This is a genomic window from Algoriella sp. (assembly GCF_036647415.1).
Classification (GTDB): Bacteria; Bacteroidota; Bacteroidia; order Flavobacteriales; family Weeksellaceae; genus Empedobacter.
Window position 1 is genome coordinate 81,755 of record NZ_JAVXKG010000010.1, and the last position, 15,346, is coordinate 97,100.

18 protein-coding genes are annotated in these 15,346 nt (G+C 31.4%); 6 read left to right on the forward strand and 12 right to left on the reverse strand.

The annotated features are described in order from the left end of the window. Window positions 1-7: 7 nt before the first annotated feature. Both RSC72_RS06345 and hisE read right to left on the reverse strand, forming a co-directional pair. Window positions 8-784 carry a M48 family metalloprotease gene (locus tag RSC72_RS06345; RefSeq protein ID WP_332543907.1) on the reverse strand — a complete coding sequence of 259 codons (777 nt, stop codon included), beginning with the start codon at window positions 782-784 and terminating at the stop codon, window positions 8-10. An 18-nt stretch (window positions 785-802) separates the two neighbouring features. Beyond that, window positions 803-1,147: a phosphoribosyl-ATP diphosphatase gene (gene hisE / locus RSC72_RS06350; RefSeq protein WP_332578447.1), complete on the reverse strand. Its 345-nt coding sequence runs from the start codon at window positions 1,145-1,147 to the stop codon at window positions 803-805. Window positions 1,148-1,362: 215 nt separating this feature from the next. Between hisE and gcvP the strand changes: the two genes are divergently transcribed. Then, complete coding sequence (gcvP, locus tag RSC72_RS06355; RefSeq protein WP_332546659.1) at window positions 1,363-4,218, forward strand: aminomethyl-transferring glycine dehydrogenase; 2,856 nt, start codon at window positions 1,363-1,365, stop codon at window positions 4,216-4,218. Between the two features lie 145 nt (window positions 4,219-4,363). Further along, window positions 4,364-5,074 (forward strand): aquaporin Z, encoded by a 711-nt coding sequence (gene aqpZ, locus RSC72_RS06360; RefSeq protein ID WP_332546657.1) that lies wholly within the window; start codon window positions 4,364-4,366, stop codon window positions 5,072-5,074. A 67-nt stretch (window positions 5,075-5,141) separates the two neighbouring features. Here the strand turns inward: aqpZ and RSC72_RS06365 are convergent, their stop codons facing one another. The 9 genes from RSC72_RS06365 to RSC72_RS06405 form a co-directional block, all read right to left on the reverse strand. After that, window positions 5,142-5,567, reverse strand: coding sequence for a hypothetical protein (locus RSC72_RS06365; protein ID WP_332546655.1), 426 nt, complete (start codon window positions 5,565-5,567; stop codon window positions 5,142-5,144). 71 nt (window positions 5,568-5,638) lie between these two features. After that, the gene (locus tag RSC72_RS06370; protein ID WP_332546653.1) at window positions 5,639-6,205 is read right to left on the reverse strand and encodes a DUF1572 family protein; all 567 of its coding nucleotides are present in this window, start codon (window positions 6,203-6,205) and stop codon (window positions 5,639-5,641) included. A 6-nt stretch (window positions 6,206-6,211) separates the two neighbouring features. Beyond that, entirely contained in the window at window positions 6,212-6,406 is a 195-nt protein-coding gene (locus RSC72_RS06375; protein ID WP_332546651.1) for a hypothetical protein, read from the reverse strand. Between the two features lie 39 nt (window positions 6,407-6,445). Beyond that, complete coding sequence (locus RSC72_RS06380) at window positions 6,446-6,964, reverse strand: DUF421 domain-containing protein (RefSeq protein ID WP_332546650.1); 519 nt, start codon at window positions 6,962-6,964, stop codon at window positions 6,446-6,448. A 64-nt stretch (window positions 6,965-7,028) separates the two neighbouring features. Further along, entirely contained in the window at window positions 7,029-7,937 is a 909-nt protein-coding gene (locus RSC72_RS06385; RefSeq protein ID WP_332546648.1) for a M28 family metallopeptidase, read from the reverse strand. A gap of 84 nt (window positions 7,938-8,021) precedes the next feature. Then, window positions 8,022-8,690, reverse strand: coding sequence for a sterol desaturase family protein (locus RSC72_RS06390; RefSeq protein WP_332546646.1), 669 nt, complete (start codon window positions 8,688-8,690; stop codon window positions 8,022-8,024). 136 nt (window positions 8,691-8,826) lie between these two features. Further along, on the reverse strand, window positions 8,827-10,110 hold the full coding sequence (locus RSC72_RS06395; protein WP_332566244.1) for a citrate synthase: 1,284 nt from the start codon (window positions 10,108-10,110) through the stop codon (window positions 8,827-8,829). 82 nt (window positions 10,111-10,192) lie between these two features. Then, window positions 10,193-11,485 carry a phosphopyruvate hydratase gene (gene eno / locus RSC72_RS06400; RefSeq protein WP_332566245.1) on the reverse strand — a complete coding sequence of 431 codons (1,293 nt, stop codon included), beginning with the start codon at window positions 11,483-11,485 and terminating at the stop codon, window positions 10,193-10,195. A 390-nt stretch (window positions 11,486-11,875) separates the two neighbouring features. Further along, the gene (locus tag RSC72_RS06405; RefSeq protein WP_332566246.1) at window positions 11,876-12,325 is read right to left on the reverse strand and encodes a hypothetical protein; all 450 of its coding nucleotides are present in this window, start codon (window positions 12,323-12,325) and stop codon (window positions 11,876-11,878) included. Between the two features lie 136 nt (window positions 12,326-12,461). Here RSC72_RS06405 and greA point away from each other — a divergent pair, with 136 nt between their 5' ends. Genes greA through RSC72_RS06425 form a run of 4 tightly spaced genes read left to right on the forward strand, consistent with a single transcriptional unit; the run spans window position 12,462 to window position 14,315 of the window. Further along, window positions 12,462-12,941, forward strand: a complete 480-nt coding sequence (gene greA / locus RSC72_RS06410) for a transcription elongation factor GreA (RefSeq protein WP_332566247.1) — start codon at window positions 12,462-12,464, stop codon at window positions 12,939-12,941. Between the two features lie 21 nt (window positions 12,942-12,962). Beyond that, a complete protein-coding gene (locus RSC72_RS06415; RefSeq protein ID WP_332566248.1) occupies window positions 12,963-13,358 on the forward strand; it encodes an HIT family protein in 396 nt (131 codons plus the stop codon). Window positions 13,359-13,361: 3 nt separating this feature from the next. Further along, entirely contained in the window at window positions 13,362-13,931 is a 570-nt protein-coding gene (locus RSC72_RS06420; RefSeq protein WP_332566249.1) for a tetratricopeptide repeat protein, read from the forward strand. After that, complete coding sequence (locus tag RSC72_RS06425) at window positions 13,932-14,315, forward strand: hypothetical protein (RefSeq protein WP_332566250.1); 384 nt, start codon at window positions 13,932-13,934, stop codon at window positions 14,313-14,315. Here RSC72_RS06425 and RSC72_RS06430 read toward each other — a convergent pair. Further along, window positions 14,312-14,740, reverse strand: a complete 429-nt coding sequence (locus RSC72_RS06430) for an NUDIX hydrolase (protein ID WP_332566251.1) — start codon at window positions 14,738-14,740, stop codon at window positions 14,312-14,314. The two genes, RSC72_RS06425 and RSC72_RS06430, sit on opposite strands and share 4 nt — an antisense overlap. Between the last annotated feature and the right edge of the window lie 606 nt (window positions 14,741-15,346).

Genomic DNA, 15,346 nt, shown 5'->3' on the forward strand with positions numbered 1-15,346 from the left:
TTCATTCCTACAGATTTCTATATTGCTCTATTGCTGCTTTTATTTTTTCGCGACGATTTGCAGGTGATGGATGCGAACTTTGAAATTCTGGTACTTGACTTCCGCCCGAAGCTTCTTCCAAAATATCCATTACGCCAATCAACGCTTCTGGATTATATCCTGCCTGAATCATAAATCTTACGCCCAAATTATCCGACTCCAATTCATCATCACGACCATATTTCATGTTCACCATATTTGCTACAACTTGTGCATAATATGCAGAATTTGCATCGCCAGCCGCAACACCAGCCGCGCCAGCAATTCCTTGAGATAATTCTTGTTTCGAGATTTGTTCGGCACTGTGACGTGCAATTACGTGTCCAACTTCATGCCCAAGTACACCTGCCAATTGGTCTTCATTTTGCAAACGAGTCAATAAAGCTTCGGTAATAAAAATTGGTCCACCTGGTAATGCAAAAGCATTTACGGTACGATTATCTGCCAAAACATAAAACTGAAATGGGTAATTTGTTTTCTTTGCATCGCTATTGTCTACGATTTTAGCACCAACTTGTTTTACGAGTTGTTGATATTGCGAATTTTGCGACAAACCACCAAATTCTTGCGCCATTTGTGGAGCAGAATTTACTCCCATTGCTATTTCGTCATCTTTTGTTAACGAAATATATTGTTTTTCGCCTGTAATCTCATTTACTTCAGATGAAGCAAAATATTTTACCGACGAAAAAATTACAATTGCCGCAGCAACTATCAATTTTATAGAAGTACCGCCTTTTTGCATATTAGTGTTATGTGTTTATTATTTTTTGTGACGCTTTTTCAATATTTCTAAAACATCTTTCAATTCAAAACCGCGTGCATGTAAAGCCATCATATAATAAAAAAATACATCAGCAGATTCTTCTAAAAAATTTTCGTCGTTGTCTTGTTCCGAAGCAATCACCATTTCTACTGCTTCTTCACCCATTTTTTTAGCAATCTGAGAGTTTCCTTTTTTATGAACTCGCTTCATTTTAGATTTCTTAGCATCCTCTAATTTAGCATCTTCCATCATTAATTCCAATTTTTTCAGAAATGGAAATTTTTTATCTTTTTTAACTTCAGATGAGTTGTCACTTAATTCCATAAGATTGTCTATTTGCATCTTTATATTAATAAATTGAGTCATTTATTTATTAAACTCAATTATGTTGCCAATTTAAAAAAAATTATAACTCTTTTTTTTATTTTTTTCAATAAAATTTCAATAGCTATTTATTAATTGATCTACATCATTTTATCTTCTAATAATTAATAAGCTATTTTATATTAGGATAAAATAACTTATTTTTACAAGCAAATAAACATAGCGCAAACACAATGAACACAAACGATTTTTCAATTAGACATATTGGAAACAATGCTCAACAGTCAGCAGAGATGCTTGCTGTTATTGGAAAAGATTCTATTGATTCTTTAGTAGAGGCTACATTACCTCAAAATATTAGATTATCGGAGGCTTTAGATTTACCTGAGGCTTTATCTGAATTTGAAACAACTAATCATTTAGCTGAATTAGCTGCTCAAAATCTAAAAGTTAAAAATTATTTAGGATATGGATACTACGGAACAATTTTGCCGGCTCCTATTCAACGTAATGTTTTAGAAAACGCTGGTTGGTATACAGCTTACACGCCTTACCAAGCGGAAATTGCACAAGGTCGTTTAGAAGCTTTGTTAAATTTCCAAACAGTTATTGCTGATTTAACAGGTTTACCTATCGCAAATGCTTCTTTATTAGATGAAGGAACAGCTTGTGGTGAGGCTATGCACATGTTATTGGAATCTCGTACAAGAGACCAGAAAAAAAACAATGTAAACAAATTTTTTGTTGCTGATAATTTATTTCCACAATCTGTCGCGGTTTTAGAAACCAAAGCACATGGTTTGGGAATTGAATTGGTTATTGGTAATTTTGAAACAACAGAAATAACAGAAGAATTCTTTGGAGCTATTGTACAATACATAAGCAAAGGAGGACAAGTAAATAACTATAGAACTTTTGTAGAAAAAGCAAATGCTGTTGGAGCTAAAGTAGCTGTAGCAACAGACTTATTAGCTTTAACTTTATTAACACCTCCAGGAGAATGGGGAGCTGATATCGCAATTGGTACATCACAACGTTTTGGTGTTCCTATGGGATACGGAGGACCTCATGCAGCATTTATCGGATGTACTGAAGATTACAAGCGTGTAATTCCAGGACGTATTATTGGTGTTTCTCAAGATCGTTTAGGAAACTACGCTTTGCGTATGGCTTTACAAACTCGTGAGCAACATATCAAACGTGAAAAAGCAACATCTAACATCTGTACTGCTCAAGTTTTATTAGCTGTTATGGCTTCTTTCTACGCAGTTTATCACGGAAAAGATGGTTTACAATATATTGCAGATCAAATTCATACTAAAGCTGCGGTTTTACAAGGTGGATTAGAGCATTTAGGATTCAAATTAACAAATACTTCTTTCTTCGATACAGTTCAAATTGAGGTTGAGAATTCAGACGAAATCGTAAAGATTTTTGCTGAAGAAGAAATCAATGTAAATGGTTTCGAGAAAGGAAAAATTTCTATCACGATTGATGAAATGACTTCTGAAGAAGATATTTTTGAATTATTAAGTGTTTTTGCAACAATCAAAAATACAGAAGATAGTTTCGAATTTGAAGTTGATGATTCTTATTTACCAAAAGATTTAATCAGAACTTCTGATTTCTTAACACACGAAAACTTCAATTTATATCATACAGAAACAGAATTAATGCGTTACATCAAACGTTTAGAGCGTAAAGATTTAGCACTAAACCAATCGATGATTGCATTAGGTTCTTGTACAATGAAATTGAATGCTGCAACAGAATTATTGCACATGTCTTGGGAAAGAATGGGTAATGTACACCCATTTACACCAAAAAATCAAGTTGTAGGTTACCAAACTTTAATCAAAAACTTAGAAGATTATTTATCTGTAATCACAGGTTTTGATGCAACTTCTTTACAACCAAACTCTGGTGCACAAGGAGAATATGCAGGATTAATGGTAATTCGTTCTTACTTCGAATCAAAAGGAGAAGGACATCGTAATGTTGCTTTAATTCCACAATCTGCACACGGAACAAACCCTGCTTCTGCTGCAATGGCTGGAATGAAGGTTGTTGTTGTAAAAAACTTAGAATCTGGAGAAACAGATTTAGTAGATCTTAAAGAGAAATGTGAATTACACAAAGACAATTTAGCTGCTTTGATGATTACATATCCATCTACTTATGGTGCTTTCGACAATAATATAGTTGAGGTAACAACAATGATACACGAATATGGTGGACAAGTTTACATGGACGGTGCAAATATGAATGCACAAGTTGGCTTAACTTCTCCTGGAAATATTGGTGCAGATGTTTGTCACTTAAACTTACACAAAACATTCGCTATTCCTCACGGTGGTGGAGGACCTGGTGTAGGACCAATTTGTGTTAAAGCACATTTAGCTCCATTCTTAGGATCTTCTCCATTAATAGAAATGGGAGGAAAAGAAGCGAAAAATACATTTGCTGCGGCACCTTATGGTTCTGCGTTCATTTTACCAATTTCTTACTCTTACATTTTAATGTTAGGAGCAGAAGGTTTATTGAAAGCGACACAAGGCGCAATTTTGAATGCCAATTACATGAAAACTCGATTAGAGAAACATTTCGATATTTTATATACAAATGGAAACAATGTAGTTGCACACGAATTTATTTTAGACTGTCGACCATTCAAAAAAGCAGGTATCGAAGTAACTGATATTGCAAAACGTCTTATCGATTACGGCTTCCATGCACCTACAGTATCATTCCCAGTTGCTGGAACTTTGATGGTAGAACCAACAGAATCTGAAAACAAAGCAGAATTAGATCGTTTTTGTGATGCATTAATTGCTATTCGCCAAGAAATTGACGAAGTTGCAAACGGAGATTATCCATTAGATAATAACGTTTTACACAATGCTCCTCACCCAATTCACTTAATTACAGGTGATGAATGGGAATATCCTTACACACGTTCTAAAGCAGCTTATCCATTAGAATGGGTTCGTGAGCGTAAGTTCTTTGCTTCAGTTTCTCGTATTGATGATGCTTACGGAGATCGTAACTTAATCTGTACATGTGCTCCTATCGAAGCATATATGGATTAATTATTAAAAAATAAATCATTTTTTTACATACAAATCGCTCTGAGAAATCGGAGCGATTTTTTTATGAGTTAATAATATAAAAAAGATTTTGTTTTTCTTAAAATTTTATTAAATTCACACAACTAATCTATTATATAGAAAATTTATGAAAAAATATGCAGCCGAATTTTTCGGCACATTTTGGTTGGTCTTTGGAGGTTGTGGTAGTGCAATCTTCGCAGCCGGAATTCCTGATTTAGGAATTGGATACATGGGCGTTGCCTTGGCATTTGGTCTTACTGTACTTACGATGGCGTATGCCGTTGGTCACATTTCTGGTGGACATTTTAACCCAGCAGTATCTTTCGGATTATTTGCTGGTGGTCGTTTCGACGGAAAAGAATTATTGCCTTATATTATTTCGCAAGTTTTAGGAGCAATTGCAGCTGGTGGACTTTTATATTTAATTGCATCTGGAAACGCAGATTTCGCAATAGATAATACCAAAGCTGGTGCATTTGCATCCAATGGATATGGTGCATTTTCGCCGCATGGCTATAGCATGTTATCTGCTTTATTAATTGAATTTACCTTAACAGCTTTCTTCTTAATTGTTATTTTAGGTGCGACGGATAAATTCGCTAACGGAAAATTTGCAGGAATCGCAATTGGATTAGCATTAACGTTAATACATTTAATTTCTATTCCAATTACCAATACATCTGTAAATCCTGCGCGTTCTACATCACAAGCAATTTTTGTAGGCGGAGAACCATTATCTCAATTGTGGTTATTCTGGGCGGCACCAATCGCTGGAGCAATTGTAGGTGGATTGATTTACAAATTTCTTTTACAAAAACAAGAAAATTTAGCATAACAAGAAAGCTCCGAAAGGAGCTTTTTTTGTGTTTATTTTTGATCTTAATCTTTCAAAAACTCATCTGTTATTTTTTGAATACAAGAATATGTCCATCCAAATTACTTTCATAGTCTACTATTAACGAATCTCCTTGTATTTTATAAAAATCTCCTTCTTTTTTATTATCTATATACAACGTCTTATATTCTATATTCTCATTTAATTTTTCTTTAGAAGTATAAAACATATAATTCCCTGAAGAAACATCTACTATTTCAGCTAAATTATTAACAACTTTTAGTTTTTTGATAGAAGTATTAAATTCCCAAACAACCTCTCCTTTCTTATGTTGTATAAAAGCCGAATTAGGGTAAAAACCATAAGTTTTATCTAAATTCCATACTCCATTCAATTCTTTATCAACAATATTATTAGAATCATCATCATCTTGACAACTTAACAATGCAAAAATAAAAATTGTAGAAAATGCTACCTTCAAAATTGTTTTCATAGTATTATTTTTATTAGTTTAATTATCTAATAAGATAACTAATCACAAAAAAGGTTGCGTCAAAGTATTATTTATTTTTCCTCCTTCAAAAACTCATCTGTAAAATGCTGTGTTTTTCTATCTGATGAAAATTTGGTTTGATTGTAATCAGCTGATTTATTTTTCGGAATTGAAAGTGAATTCCATTCATCATTTTTCAACATTTTTCCGATAAAAACTATTTGTCCTATATGATATGGATAATGCGCCAATTGACGGTTAATAGCTTCTAAAACGGTATGTCCTTCATTTCTGATATAAATAATTTGTTGTAAATCTTCATCTGTTTTTATTTGCTGTAAAGCATCAAACAAACATTTCCAACCTTGCTCCCATTTATCAATCAATTCTGTTTTGGAGTGAATATTATCTTCAAATTCTTCGTCGCGATTTCGCCAATCTTTCTCGCCATCGGTTGTTAAAAAATCTGTCCAACGCGAAAGCATATTCCCAGAAATATGATTCACGATAATTGCAATACTATTCGAATTTTCGTTGTATTGCCAAAACAATTCTTTTTCTGATAATTGTGAAAAAGTTTTTTCTCCTAACAATTTATAATAGTCAAATTGTTTAATGATTCCTGAGATTACATTCATATATTTCTATTTATTCGCAGAGGCAGATTTTTTCAGAAGATAATTTGATGTTAATCGTATTGCAATGTAAATAATTGCCAAATAAAATTTCTTTTCATAAACCAATTCAAATCCAGAAATAGGATAAAAATGTTGAGAAACCGTAAGTCCTACTAAAAGAACTATGATACTGATACTAATTATATTTAAAATCTTAGTCATTTATTATATTATTTATGACCAAAAATAGTCATAATAAAATCAATTTTCTCCTTGTAAATTTTTATGATTATGTTTTCGTTTATAATGTGTTTCTTTAAATTGGTTTTGATCTGTCGTTACAATAGAAATATTTCCATCAATCTCCATCATTGCCAACTTCACATCTTTTATATGTTCTACACCATGTTCGCGCATTGCTTCAGAAAGTTCATCAGAATTAATACCTAATTTACTCAACATTTTAAAATCTGATCTACCATTACGAATTAATATTTCAGGTTTTTGCTCTATTAAGCTTCCAAAAAAAGTACTTTTCATCAACCATTTTTTTATAATGTAATTGATTAAAAAAAGAATAAATGCAGCAATCAAACCTCCTACTAAACTAGAATCCGTACCAACCATTGCGTTTTGAACCGAATTACTAATCAATAATATTAAAATAACATCTGCTGTATTTAGTTGCGACAATTCTTGTTTTCCAAAAATTCGCAATGCAATTAACATAAAAAAATAAACCGAAACACAGCGAATTATAATATCCAAATACCCTTCCATATCATAAATTTATGAATATAGAAGGTATTAAAAAATCCGCTTAATAATTGAGCGGATTTTGTATTTATTTTGAATATTTTGGAGCTTCTTTTTTCTTCATCATTTTCAATACCGAATTTCCAATTCCTTGTGTTATTTCGGCTAAATTATCAATGTTAATCACATCCATCTCATCACTTTTTTGATGATAATGTTTTTGATTTTCCATATTTACAGTCGATAAAGCATGCGAAACAACTTTATGATTAACAAAATTTACATTATCTGAACGAAAAAATAATTGTTGATCTAAATATGGATCTGCCATAACTTGAAATTTATTTGATGAATTTTTGTTCATCAAATCCATCAAATCAGAGCGATCGCTTCCTGTCATATAAACTTTTCCTTCTCCGAAAGCAGAAATAGTACCTAACATTTCCAGATTCAACATCAATTTCATTTGAGGTAAATATTTTTGAAAATCTGTATTTTCTACCAATTTTTTAGACCCAATCAATCCTATTTCTTCTGCATCAAAAGCCATAAACATCAAGGTTTGATCCACTTTTTTATTTTTATAAAAATCAGACAAAGCCATTACAGCAGACGTTCCACTTGCGTTATCATCTGCTCCGTTAAAAATTTTATCAGCATCACTATCATTCATTCCAATATGGTCAAAATGAGCACCGAAAGCATATATATCTGTTGATTTTCCTTCTTTTATACCACAAACATTTTGTCCTTTTTGACCTTTGTGTTCAAATTCTATCAAATAAGAATCTCCAACACATGGTTTTAGATTATTTAGTTTGAATTTTTGAGCAATTAATTCGGCTGCCAAACGATTTTCTGGTGTTCCGAATTTGCGTCCTTTCATTGCGTCAGAAGATAATTCTTCGACATATTGTTTCTGAAATTCTTTAGAATATTGCGCGTTAATTTGATTGAAAGCAAAAAAACTAATTAAAAGGAGTGTTATTTTTTTCATTTTTGTATGTGATTATTATTGAGGATTAAGATACAAAAAAGTAACATATTGTATTCGTATCAAATAAATATTTAATTATCCTGATTATTTCTTTTTCTCGAACATTAAATCTTTTACTTTCTCTTTGTCTTCTTTTTCGTTTTCAAGATCGAACATTGTTCCAAAAATACGATCCCAAAATGTATTTGAAACGCCAAAACCTAACTCTTCATCTTTGTAATGATGCAAATGATGATTTCGCCAAAGTGGTTTCATAAACTTAAAAGGTGGCGCTACAGCGTGAATTAAATAATGCATAGACGCATATAATAAATAACCAATCATAAAACCAGGAAAAAAGATAAAAGTATATTTTCCTATAATAATATATTGAATACAAAAAATAACTAATGCTAATAATATACTTGGAAGTGGTGGCATAAACAAACGTTGCTTATCTCGTGGATAGTGATGATGGTTTCCGTGAAATATGTATACAATACGTTTCAAATTTAGTTGTTCGGTTGTCCAATGAAATAAATAACGATGAGCAAAATACTCAAACAATGTCCAAAAAAACATAGCTCCAAAAAAAATAAGAAAAATGATTTTTATAGAAAAATCATACCGAGATATACCATAATAAATACAATATGAAAGCAATGGAATATACATTCCCCAAATGACAGCAGGATGTCCTTTTGTCAACATCTCTAAGTATTTATTTTGAAAAATTTGTACTTGACCTTTATTATGTATTTTCTCAAATTTCATCGGATATAAAATTTAATTAACTTAAAAATAAAGCTTTATACGATTTTAAACAAATATTTATTTAAAATAATATGTTAAAAAAAAATCCGAAAGTCGATTGACTTTCGGATTTATATGATTAAAATAAGAAAAAATCTTATCTATTTTCGATGTTAACGTAATCACGTGTTGGTGCTCCTGTGTATAATTGACGAGGACGACCAATTGGTTCGTTATTTTGACGCATTTCCATCCATTGTGCAATCCATCCTGGTAAACGTCCTACAGCAAACATTACTGTAAACATTTCAGTTGGGATATCTAATGCTTTGTAGATGATTCCTGAATAGAAATCTACGTTTGGATATAAATTTCTTGATTTGAAATATTCGTCTTCTAAAGCAGCTTTTTCTAATTTTTTAGCAATTTCTAATGTAGGATCATTGATTCCTAATTTCTCTAAAACATTATCAGCAGCAACTTTGATAATTTTTGCACGAGGATCAAAGTTTTTATAAACTCTGTGTCCGAATCCCATTAAACGGAAAGGATCATTTTTATCTTTTGCTTTTGCTAAGTATTTTTCTACGTCTCCACCATCATTTTTGATGTCTTCTAACATTTCTAATACTGCTTGGTTTGCACCACCGTGTAATGGTCCCCATAATGCAGAAATTCCTGCAGAAATAGAAGCAAATAAACCTGCGTGAGATGAACCTACTAAACGTACTGTAGATGCTGAACAGTTTTGCTCGTGATCTGCATGTAAGATTAATAATTTATCTAAAGCATCCATAACAACTGGATCTAAATCTAACTCTTGACCTGGTTTTTTGAATAATAATTGGTAAAAGTTTTCTACATAAGATAATTTATCGTTAGAATAGTTAACTGGTAAACCTTTTACTTTTCTTTGTGTCCAAGATGCTAAAACTGGAAATTTACCTAATAAAGTAACTGCAGCTCTATACATTTCTTCTTCAGAGCTAACATCAACACATTTTGGGTTGAATGCTGATAAAGCAGCCGTTAAAGATGTTAAAACTCCCATTGGGTGAGCAGAACTTGGGAATGCATCTAAGATTTTGATTAAATCTTCAGAAACATAGTTGTACTCATTAATATCGTTTACAAATTTATCTAATTCAGTTTGTGTAGGTAAGTTTCCTTTAATTAACAAATACATCACTTCTACGAAAGAAGATTTTTCTGCTAATTGTTCGATAGGATAGCCACGGTACATCAATTTTCCTTCTTCACCATCTAAAAAAGTAATTTTAGATTCACATGATCCTGTATTTTTATACCCTGGATCCATTGTAATTAATCCAGTAGCACTTCTTAACTTGGAAATATCAATGGCTTTTTCGTCCATTGAGCCTGTTGAAACTGGTAAGTCCAACTCACTTCCGTTGTAATTTAATATTACCTTATCTGACATTGTATAGTTTATATTATTTAATGCGTAATTTACAATTTTTTTTGCGTTTTTCAAGACTGATTATTATCAGTATTATTATTTTTTAACGCTTAATTTTGAAAGCTTTAAGCCCTGGAAATATAGCAGTTTCTCCTAAAATCTCTTCGATACGAAGTAATTGATTATATTTCGCCATACGATCAGATCTAGATGCAGATCCCGTTTTAATTTGTCCCGTATTTAACGCAACAGCTAAATCTGCAATTGTAGCATCTTCAGTTTCTCCAGAACGGTGAGACATTACAGCTGTATATCTTGCATTTTGTGCCATTTGCACTGCTTTGATTGTTTCTGTTAATGTACCAATTTGGTTAAATTTAACTAAAATTGAATTCGCTGTATCTGTATCGATTGCTTGTTCTAATTTCGTTACATTAGTTACCAATAAATCATCTCCAACGATTTGAACTCGTTTTCCGATTTTATCTGTTAAGATTTTCCAACCTTCCCAATCGTTTTCGTCCATTCCGTCTTCAATAGAAATAATTGGATATTTCTCTGATAATTCTGCTAAATAAGCTGCTTGCTCTTCAGATGTACGAATTGCACCTTTTTCTCCTTCAAATTTTGTGTAATCGTATTTACCATCGTGATAAAATTCTGAAGAAGCACAATCTAAAGCAATCATTATTTCTTCTCCTGCTTTATAACCTGCTTTTTCTATTGCTAAAATTACAGTATCTAAAGCATCTTCTGTACCTTCAAATTTTGGTGCAAAACCACCTTCATCACCTACAGCTGTAGATAAACCTCTGTCGTGTAAGATACTTTTTAGCGCATGAAAAATTTCTGTTCCTTTACGCAAAGCATCCGAAAAAGAAGTTGCTTGAACAGGCATAATCATAAATTCTTGAAATGCAATTGGAGCATCTGAGTGAGAACCTCCATTTACAATATTCATCATTGGTACTGGCAATGTGTTAGCATTTACTCCACCAACATATCTAAACAATGGTAAGCCTAATTCTTCTGCTGCTGCTTTTGCTACAGCTAAAGAAACACCTAAAATTGCATTTGCACCTAATTTTGCTTTATTATCTGTACCATCCATATCAATCATTAATTGATCGATTAGATTTTGTTCGAAGATAGAATATCCTATTAATGCAGGTGCAATTACATCATTTACATTTTCTATGGCTTTTAATACTCCTTTTCCTAAGTACAAATTTCCTCCGTCACGTAACTCAACCGCTTCGTATTCTCCTGTAGATGCTCCAGATGGAACAGCTGCACGTCCTAAAATACCATTTTCTGTTATTACATCAACTTCTACTGTTGGGTTTCCGCGAGAATCTAAAATCTGTCTTGCATGAATATGCGAAATAATGCTCATTGTTTTATGTTTTATTGATAAATATATAATTTATCAAAAATAATGTAATTGTGTAATCTTTACAACGAAATTATCTTTTTTTGAAAATAATTTAATTCAAAATTAATCATTAATATCTATGCTTGCATAATAAATAATAGCTTTTTTGAATAATTATTAATTATTTATCTAATTAAGACTTTTAATTGTAAAACATATATCACTATATGTCAATATTATAATCAATTTTAATTATATAAAATTTATTCTATTTGACAAGAAATAAAAATTAAGCTAATTCAAAAAATATAACCTTTATAAATAAAAAAATCACTAAACAATTTATCCTCATTTAAGAGAATATAAATAATTAGTGATTAATTTTTAAATAATTATACAGCGAAATGTATATTAATTCGTTATCAATAATGTTCCATTTGCATTTACAATAACTTGATATGTACGCGGCGCTCTATTTGCTACTTTAGTTGGTTGTCCTGTCAAAAGAATCCATTCTGACTCATCTGCGTCACATACTATTCTTATATCATCTTTTACATATAAAGTCGTTTTTTCGCCAGGACAAATATGTGGTGCATTACGATCGTAAGCTTTATAACCAGACGCTGTTCGTACAACTATCAATCCTCTTGATCCTGCAACTACACCATCTACATAAACCCATCCTCCAGGATTATTAAGATTAGAATACAACGGTAAATTTGTATTAATTTGTACACTAACAGTGGTTGTAGGCACACAACTAACTACGCCATCATCGGAATTACAAGCTTGCAAAATTGTAATAAATACACCTAGTATTATAACCTTATTTAGAATGATTTTAATAAACTGTTTCATTTTTAATTTCGATTAAATTTTTTACTATCTTTGTAATACAAATTATTAGAAATAGTCCTGCGCATATGTTTGATATGTGTAGGATTATTTATTTTATAAGACCTATTTAATAAAAAATTAATTAAACATTGTTGTTATGGCAAATATACAATATGTAACGAAAGAAGGATTAGAAAAGTTGCGTGAAGATCTTCATCAGTTAGAAACTTTTGAACGTCCAAAAATTTCGCAACAAATTGCTGATGCGCGTGATAAAGGAGATTTATCTGAGAATGCAGAATACGATGCTGCAAAAGAAGCACAAGGAATGTTGGAAATGCAAATTGCAAAACTAAAAGAAGTTGTAGGTTCTGCACGCGTTATTGATGAATCTAAATTAGATCATTCTAAAGTTTCTATATTATCTAAAGTTAAAATAAAAAATACAGCTAACGGACAAGAATTAGTGTACACTTTGGTACCAGAATCTGAGGCTGACTTAGCTAAAATGCGCATTTCTGTTAACACGCCAATTGCAAAAGGTTTGTTAGGAAAAATACAAGGAGATGTAGCAGAAATTACATTACCTAACGGAATGATTTTAAATTTTGAAATTTTAGAAATATCTTTGGACTAAAATTTTAAATAAATTAAAATTATGGCAAGCGTTTTCACTAAAATTATAAACGGAGAAATACCTTCGTATAAAATTGCAGAGAATACTAATTATATCGCAATTTTAGATGCATTTCCTTTAGTAGAAGGACATGTACTAATTATTCCTAAGCAAGAAGTTGATAAAATATTCGACTTAGATAAACAATCTTATTTAGGATTAATGGATTTTGCCTATGATATTGCGCAAGCTATAGAAAAAGCAATTCCGTGTTTACGCGTAGGAATTGCAGTTATTGGACTAGAGGTACCACATGTACATGTGCATTTGGTACCTCTAAATTCAATGCAAGACATCAATTTCTCAAATCCGAAACTTCAATTATCTGCCGAAAAAATGATCGAAATAGCAGATACAATCAAATCATATTTAAAATAAACGATGAACAAATACATTAAATTAGTAATCGCCGCTGTATTAATCGCCTTAGCAATATTTTTGTTTACGCAACGCGAATACGGTTGGGGGGTTATGTCTTTATTATTAGCTGTTTTTCCAATTTTATTTTATTTCCGTAACGAAAATATTTTATTAGCCTTTTGGTTTCTTCGTAAAGAAGAAATGCAAAAAGCGAAAAAATGGTTGCTTAAAATAAAAAATCCATCATCAGAATTAGTTCCAAAACAAATGGGATATTACAATTATATGATGGGAATTACAGAAGCACAAGACAATATTTCTGCTTCAGAGAAATATATGAAAGAAGCTTTGGACTATGGTTTATCTTTTGATCATGATCGTGCAATGGCAAATTTATCTTTAGCCGGAGCTGCAATGTCAAAAGGTAAAAAGAAAGAAGCCGAGAATTACATTAAAGAAGCGAAGAAAAACGACTCAAAAGGAATGTTTGCAGATCAAATCAAAATGATGAATGGTCAATTAAAACGTTACAATGTGAGTAATTCGCAATTACAAAACCCAAATATGCGTCATAAAGGGCGTAAATTCTAAATGGATATTTCAAAATATACAGAAGATTCATCATCAAATATCCAAAAGTGGAAACTGATAGAAAATTTCTTCGAAACAAACTTTACTGATGGTGAAAAACCAGATTTAGATACAATTCTTTTCTTAATCGGCGTACAAGAACTTGGACAAGGAAAAAAGAAATTTAAAAAAGACGAAAAACTAAATCTTTTACATATCGCTGTTTGTAGAGTTTTAGAACCTTTCGGATTTTATCGTTTCGATGGACAAGATCCAGATGGTTGGCCGCATTTCGAGTTATTAGAAGAGCTTCCACCACTTAAAACAAACGAGCAATCATTGTTAATGAAATATGCCGTAATACAGTATTTTGATGATCAAAAAATTATAAACTTCGAGTCTTAAGATTCGAAGTTTTCTTTTTTATACAAATCAACCACAATTTTATCCGCTTCTAAGGTAAATTTCGTTGTTTCCAACTCCTTTGTCTCAATCCAAAGTAACTCTTCAATATCAGCATCCAAAACCTTCAAATTAGCAAGATCTTTATCTGTTATTGTAGCTTTATAATAAATCAATAAAACCTGCTCAGTCGGATCAAAAGCATTCAACACAAAAAAATCTTGTGTATAAAAATGTGACGTAATTTTCACATCCAAGTTTAATTCTTCCTTCAACTCACGAACCAAACAATCTTTTGTTCCTTCACCAAACTCTAATCCACCACCTGGAAATTTATAAATTAACTTTCCCTGAAATGGCTCATGCATTACCAATACCTTTCCATTATGCTCTAACAACGCATAAACTCTAACATTAAATGGTTTCATATTATCTAAAACTTAATTCTACGAATATAATAAATACATAGATTTAATTTTCAGAAAAAATAATATTGTTTTAAATATTAACTTAAGAATAAGTTCTAAAAAAGTAATGAGAAATATTAATATTTCACAATAATGCAAAAGCTAGGTATTTTGTCTAACTTCCTATTTCGTAATTCGTAATTTATTTTTGGGCGTTTGCTCGCTCATAAAATCCAATAAAAAAGTAACATTGTATTTCACGCTCGGTCGGGCTATCCGCTCCAATCTTTTGTGAAAGAAGATTTGTGTACAATAATAACATTCAGATTTCCCACAAAAGGATTTCCGCTGCTATCCCTAACGCAAGCGTAAGTTCTAAGTCTCTCCTCTCTAACTTCTAATATCTCAATACTAAAATCTATTAAATAAAGTTCTAAGTATAAACTCTTCTGTACTACTGAACTTGTTTCAGCATCACATCTTACATTCAAGGTATAAGTATTCAGTTCTAAGTCGTAAGTTCTACGTTAAATCACTAGTTTCTAACTTCTATTTTCGAACTTTCTTAAACGCAAAAAAGTCTCAAGAACTAAATCTTGAGACTTTTTATAAAAACTGGCGACGACC

Bases quoted from the DNA above. Each gene is read 5' to 3' on its own strand.
- RSC72_RS06345 (WP_332543907.1), bottom strand. From the start codon at position 784: ATGCAAAAAGGCGGTACTTCTATAAAATTGATAGTTGCTGCGGCAATT.
- hisE (WP_332578447.1), bottom strand. From the start codon at position 1,147: ATGCAAATAGACAATCTTATGGAATTAAGTGACAACTCATCTGAAGTT.
- gcvP (WP_332546659.1), top strand. From the start codon at position 1,363: ATGAACACAAACGATTTTTCAATTAGACATATTGGAAACAATGCTCAA.
- aqpZ (WP_332546657.1), top strand. From the start codon at position 4,364: ATGAAAAAATATGCAGCCGAATTTTTCGGCACATTTTGGTTGGTCTTT.
- RSC72_RS06365 (WP_332546655.1), bottom strand. From the start codon at position 5,567: ATGAAAACAATTTTGAAGGTAGCATTTTCTACAATTTTTATTTTTGCA.
- RSC72_RS06370 (WP_332546653.1), bottom strand. From the start codon at position 6,205: ATGAATGTAATCTCAGGAATCATTAAACAATTTGACTATTATAAATTG.
- RSC72_RS06375 (WP_332546651.1), bottom strand. From the start codon at position 6,406: ATGACTAAGATTTTAAATATAATTAGTATCAGTATCATAGTTCTTTTA.
- RSC72_RS06380 (WP_332546650.1), bottom strand. From the start codon at position 6,964: ATGGAAGGGTATTTGGATATTATAATTCGCTGTGTTTCGGTTTATTTT.
- RSC72_RS06385 (WP_332546648.1), bottom strand. From the start codon at position 7,937: ATGAAAAAAATAACACTCCTTTTAATTAGTTTTTTTGCTTTCAATCAA.
- RSC72_RS06390 (WP_332546646.1), bottom strand. From the start codon at position 8,690: ATGAAATTTGAGAAAATACATAATAAAGGTCAAGTACAAATTTTTCAA.
- RSC72_RS06395 (WP_332566244.1), bottom strand. From the start codon at position 10,110: ATGTCAGATAAGGTAATATTAAATTACAACGGAAGTGAGTTGGACTTA.
- eno (WP_332566245.1), bottom strand. From the start codon at position 11,485: ATGAGCATTATTTCGCATATTCATGCAAGACAGATTTTAGATTCTCGC.
- RSC72_RS06405 (WP_332566246.1), bottom strand. From the start codon at position 12,325: ATGAAACAGTTTATTAAAATCATTCTAAATAAGGTTATAATACTAGGT.
- greA (WP_332566247.1), top strand. From the start codon at position 12,462: ATGGCAAATATACAATATGTAACGAAAGAAGGATTAGAAAAGTTGCGT.
- RSC72_RS06415 (WP_332566248.1), top strand. From the start codon at position 12,963: ATGGCAAGCGTTTTCACTAAAATTATAAACGGAGAAATACCTTCGTAT.
- RSC72_RS06420 (WP_332566249.1), top strand. From the start codon at position 13,362: ATGAACAAATACATTAAATTAGTAATCGCCGCTGTATTAATCGCCTTA.
- RSC72_RS06425 (WP_332566250.1), top strand. From the start codon at position 13,932: ATGGATATTTCAAAATATACAGAAGATTCATCATCAAATATCCAAAAG.
- RSC72_RS06430 (WP_332566251.1), bottom strand. From the start codon at position 14,740: ATGAAACCATTTAATGTTAGAGTTTATGCGTTGTTAGAGCATAATGGA.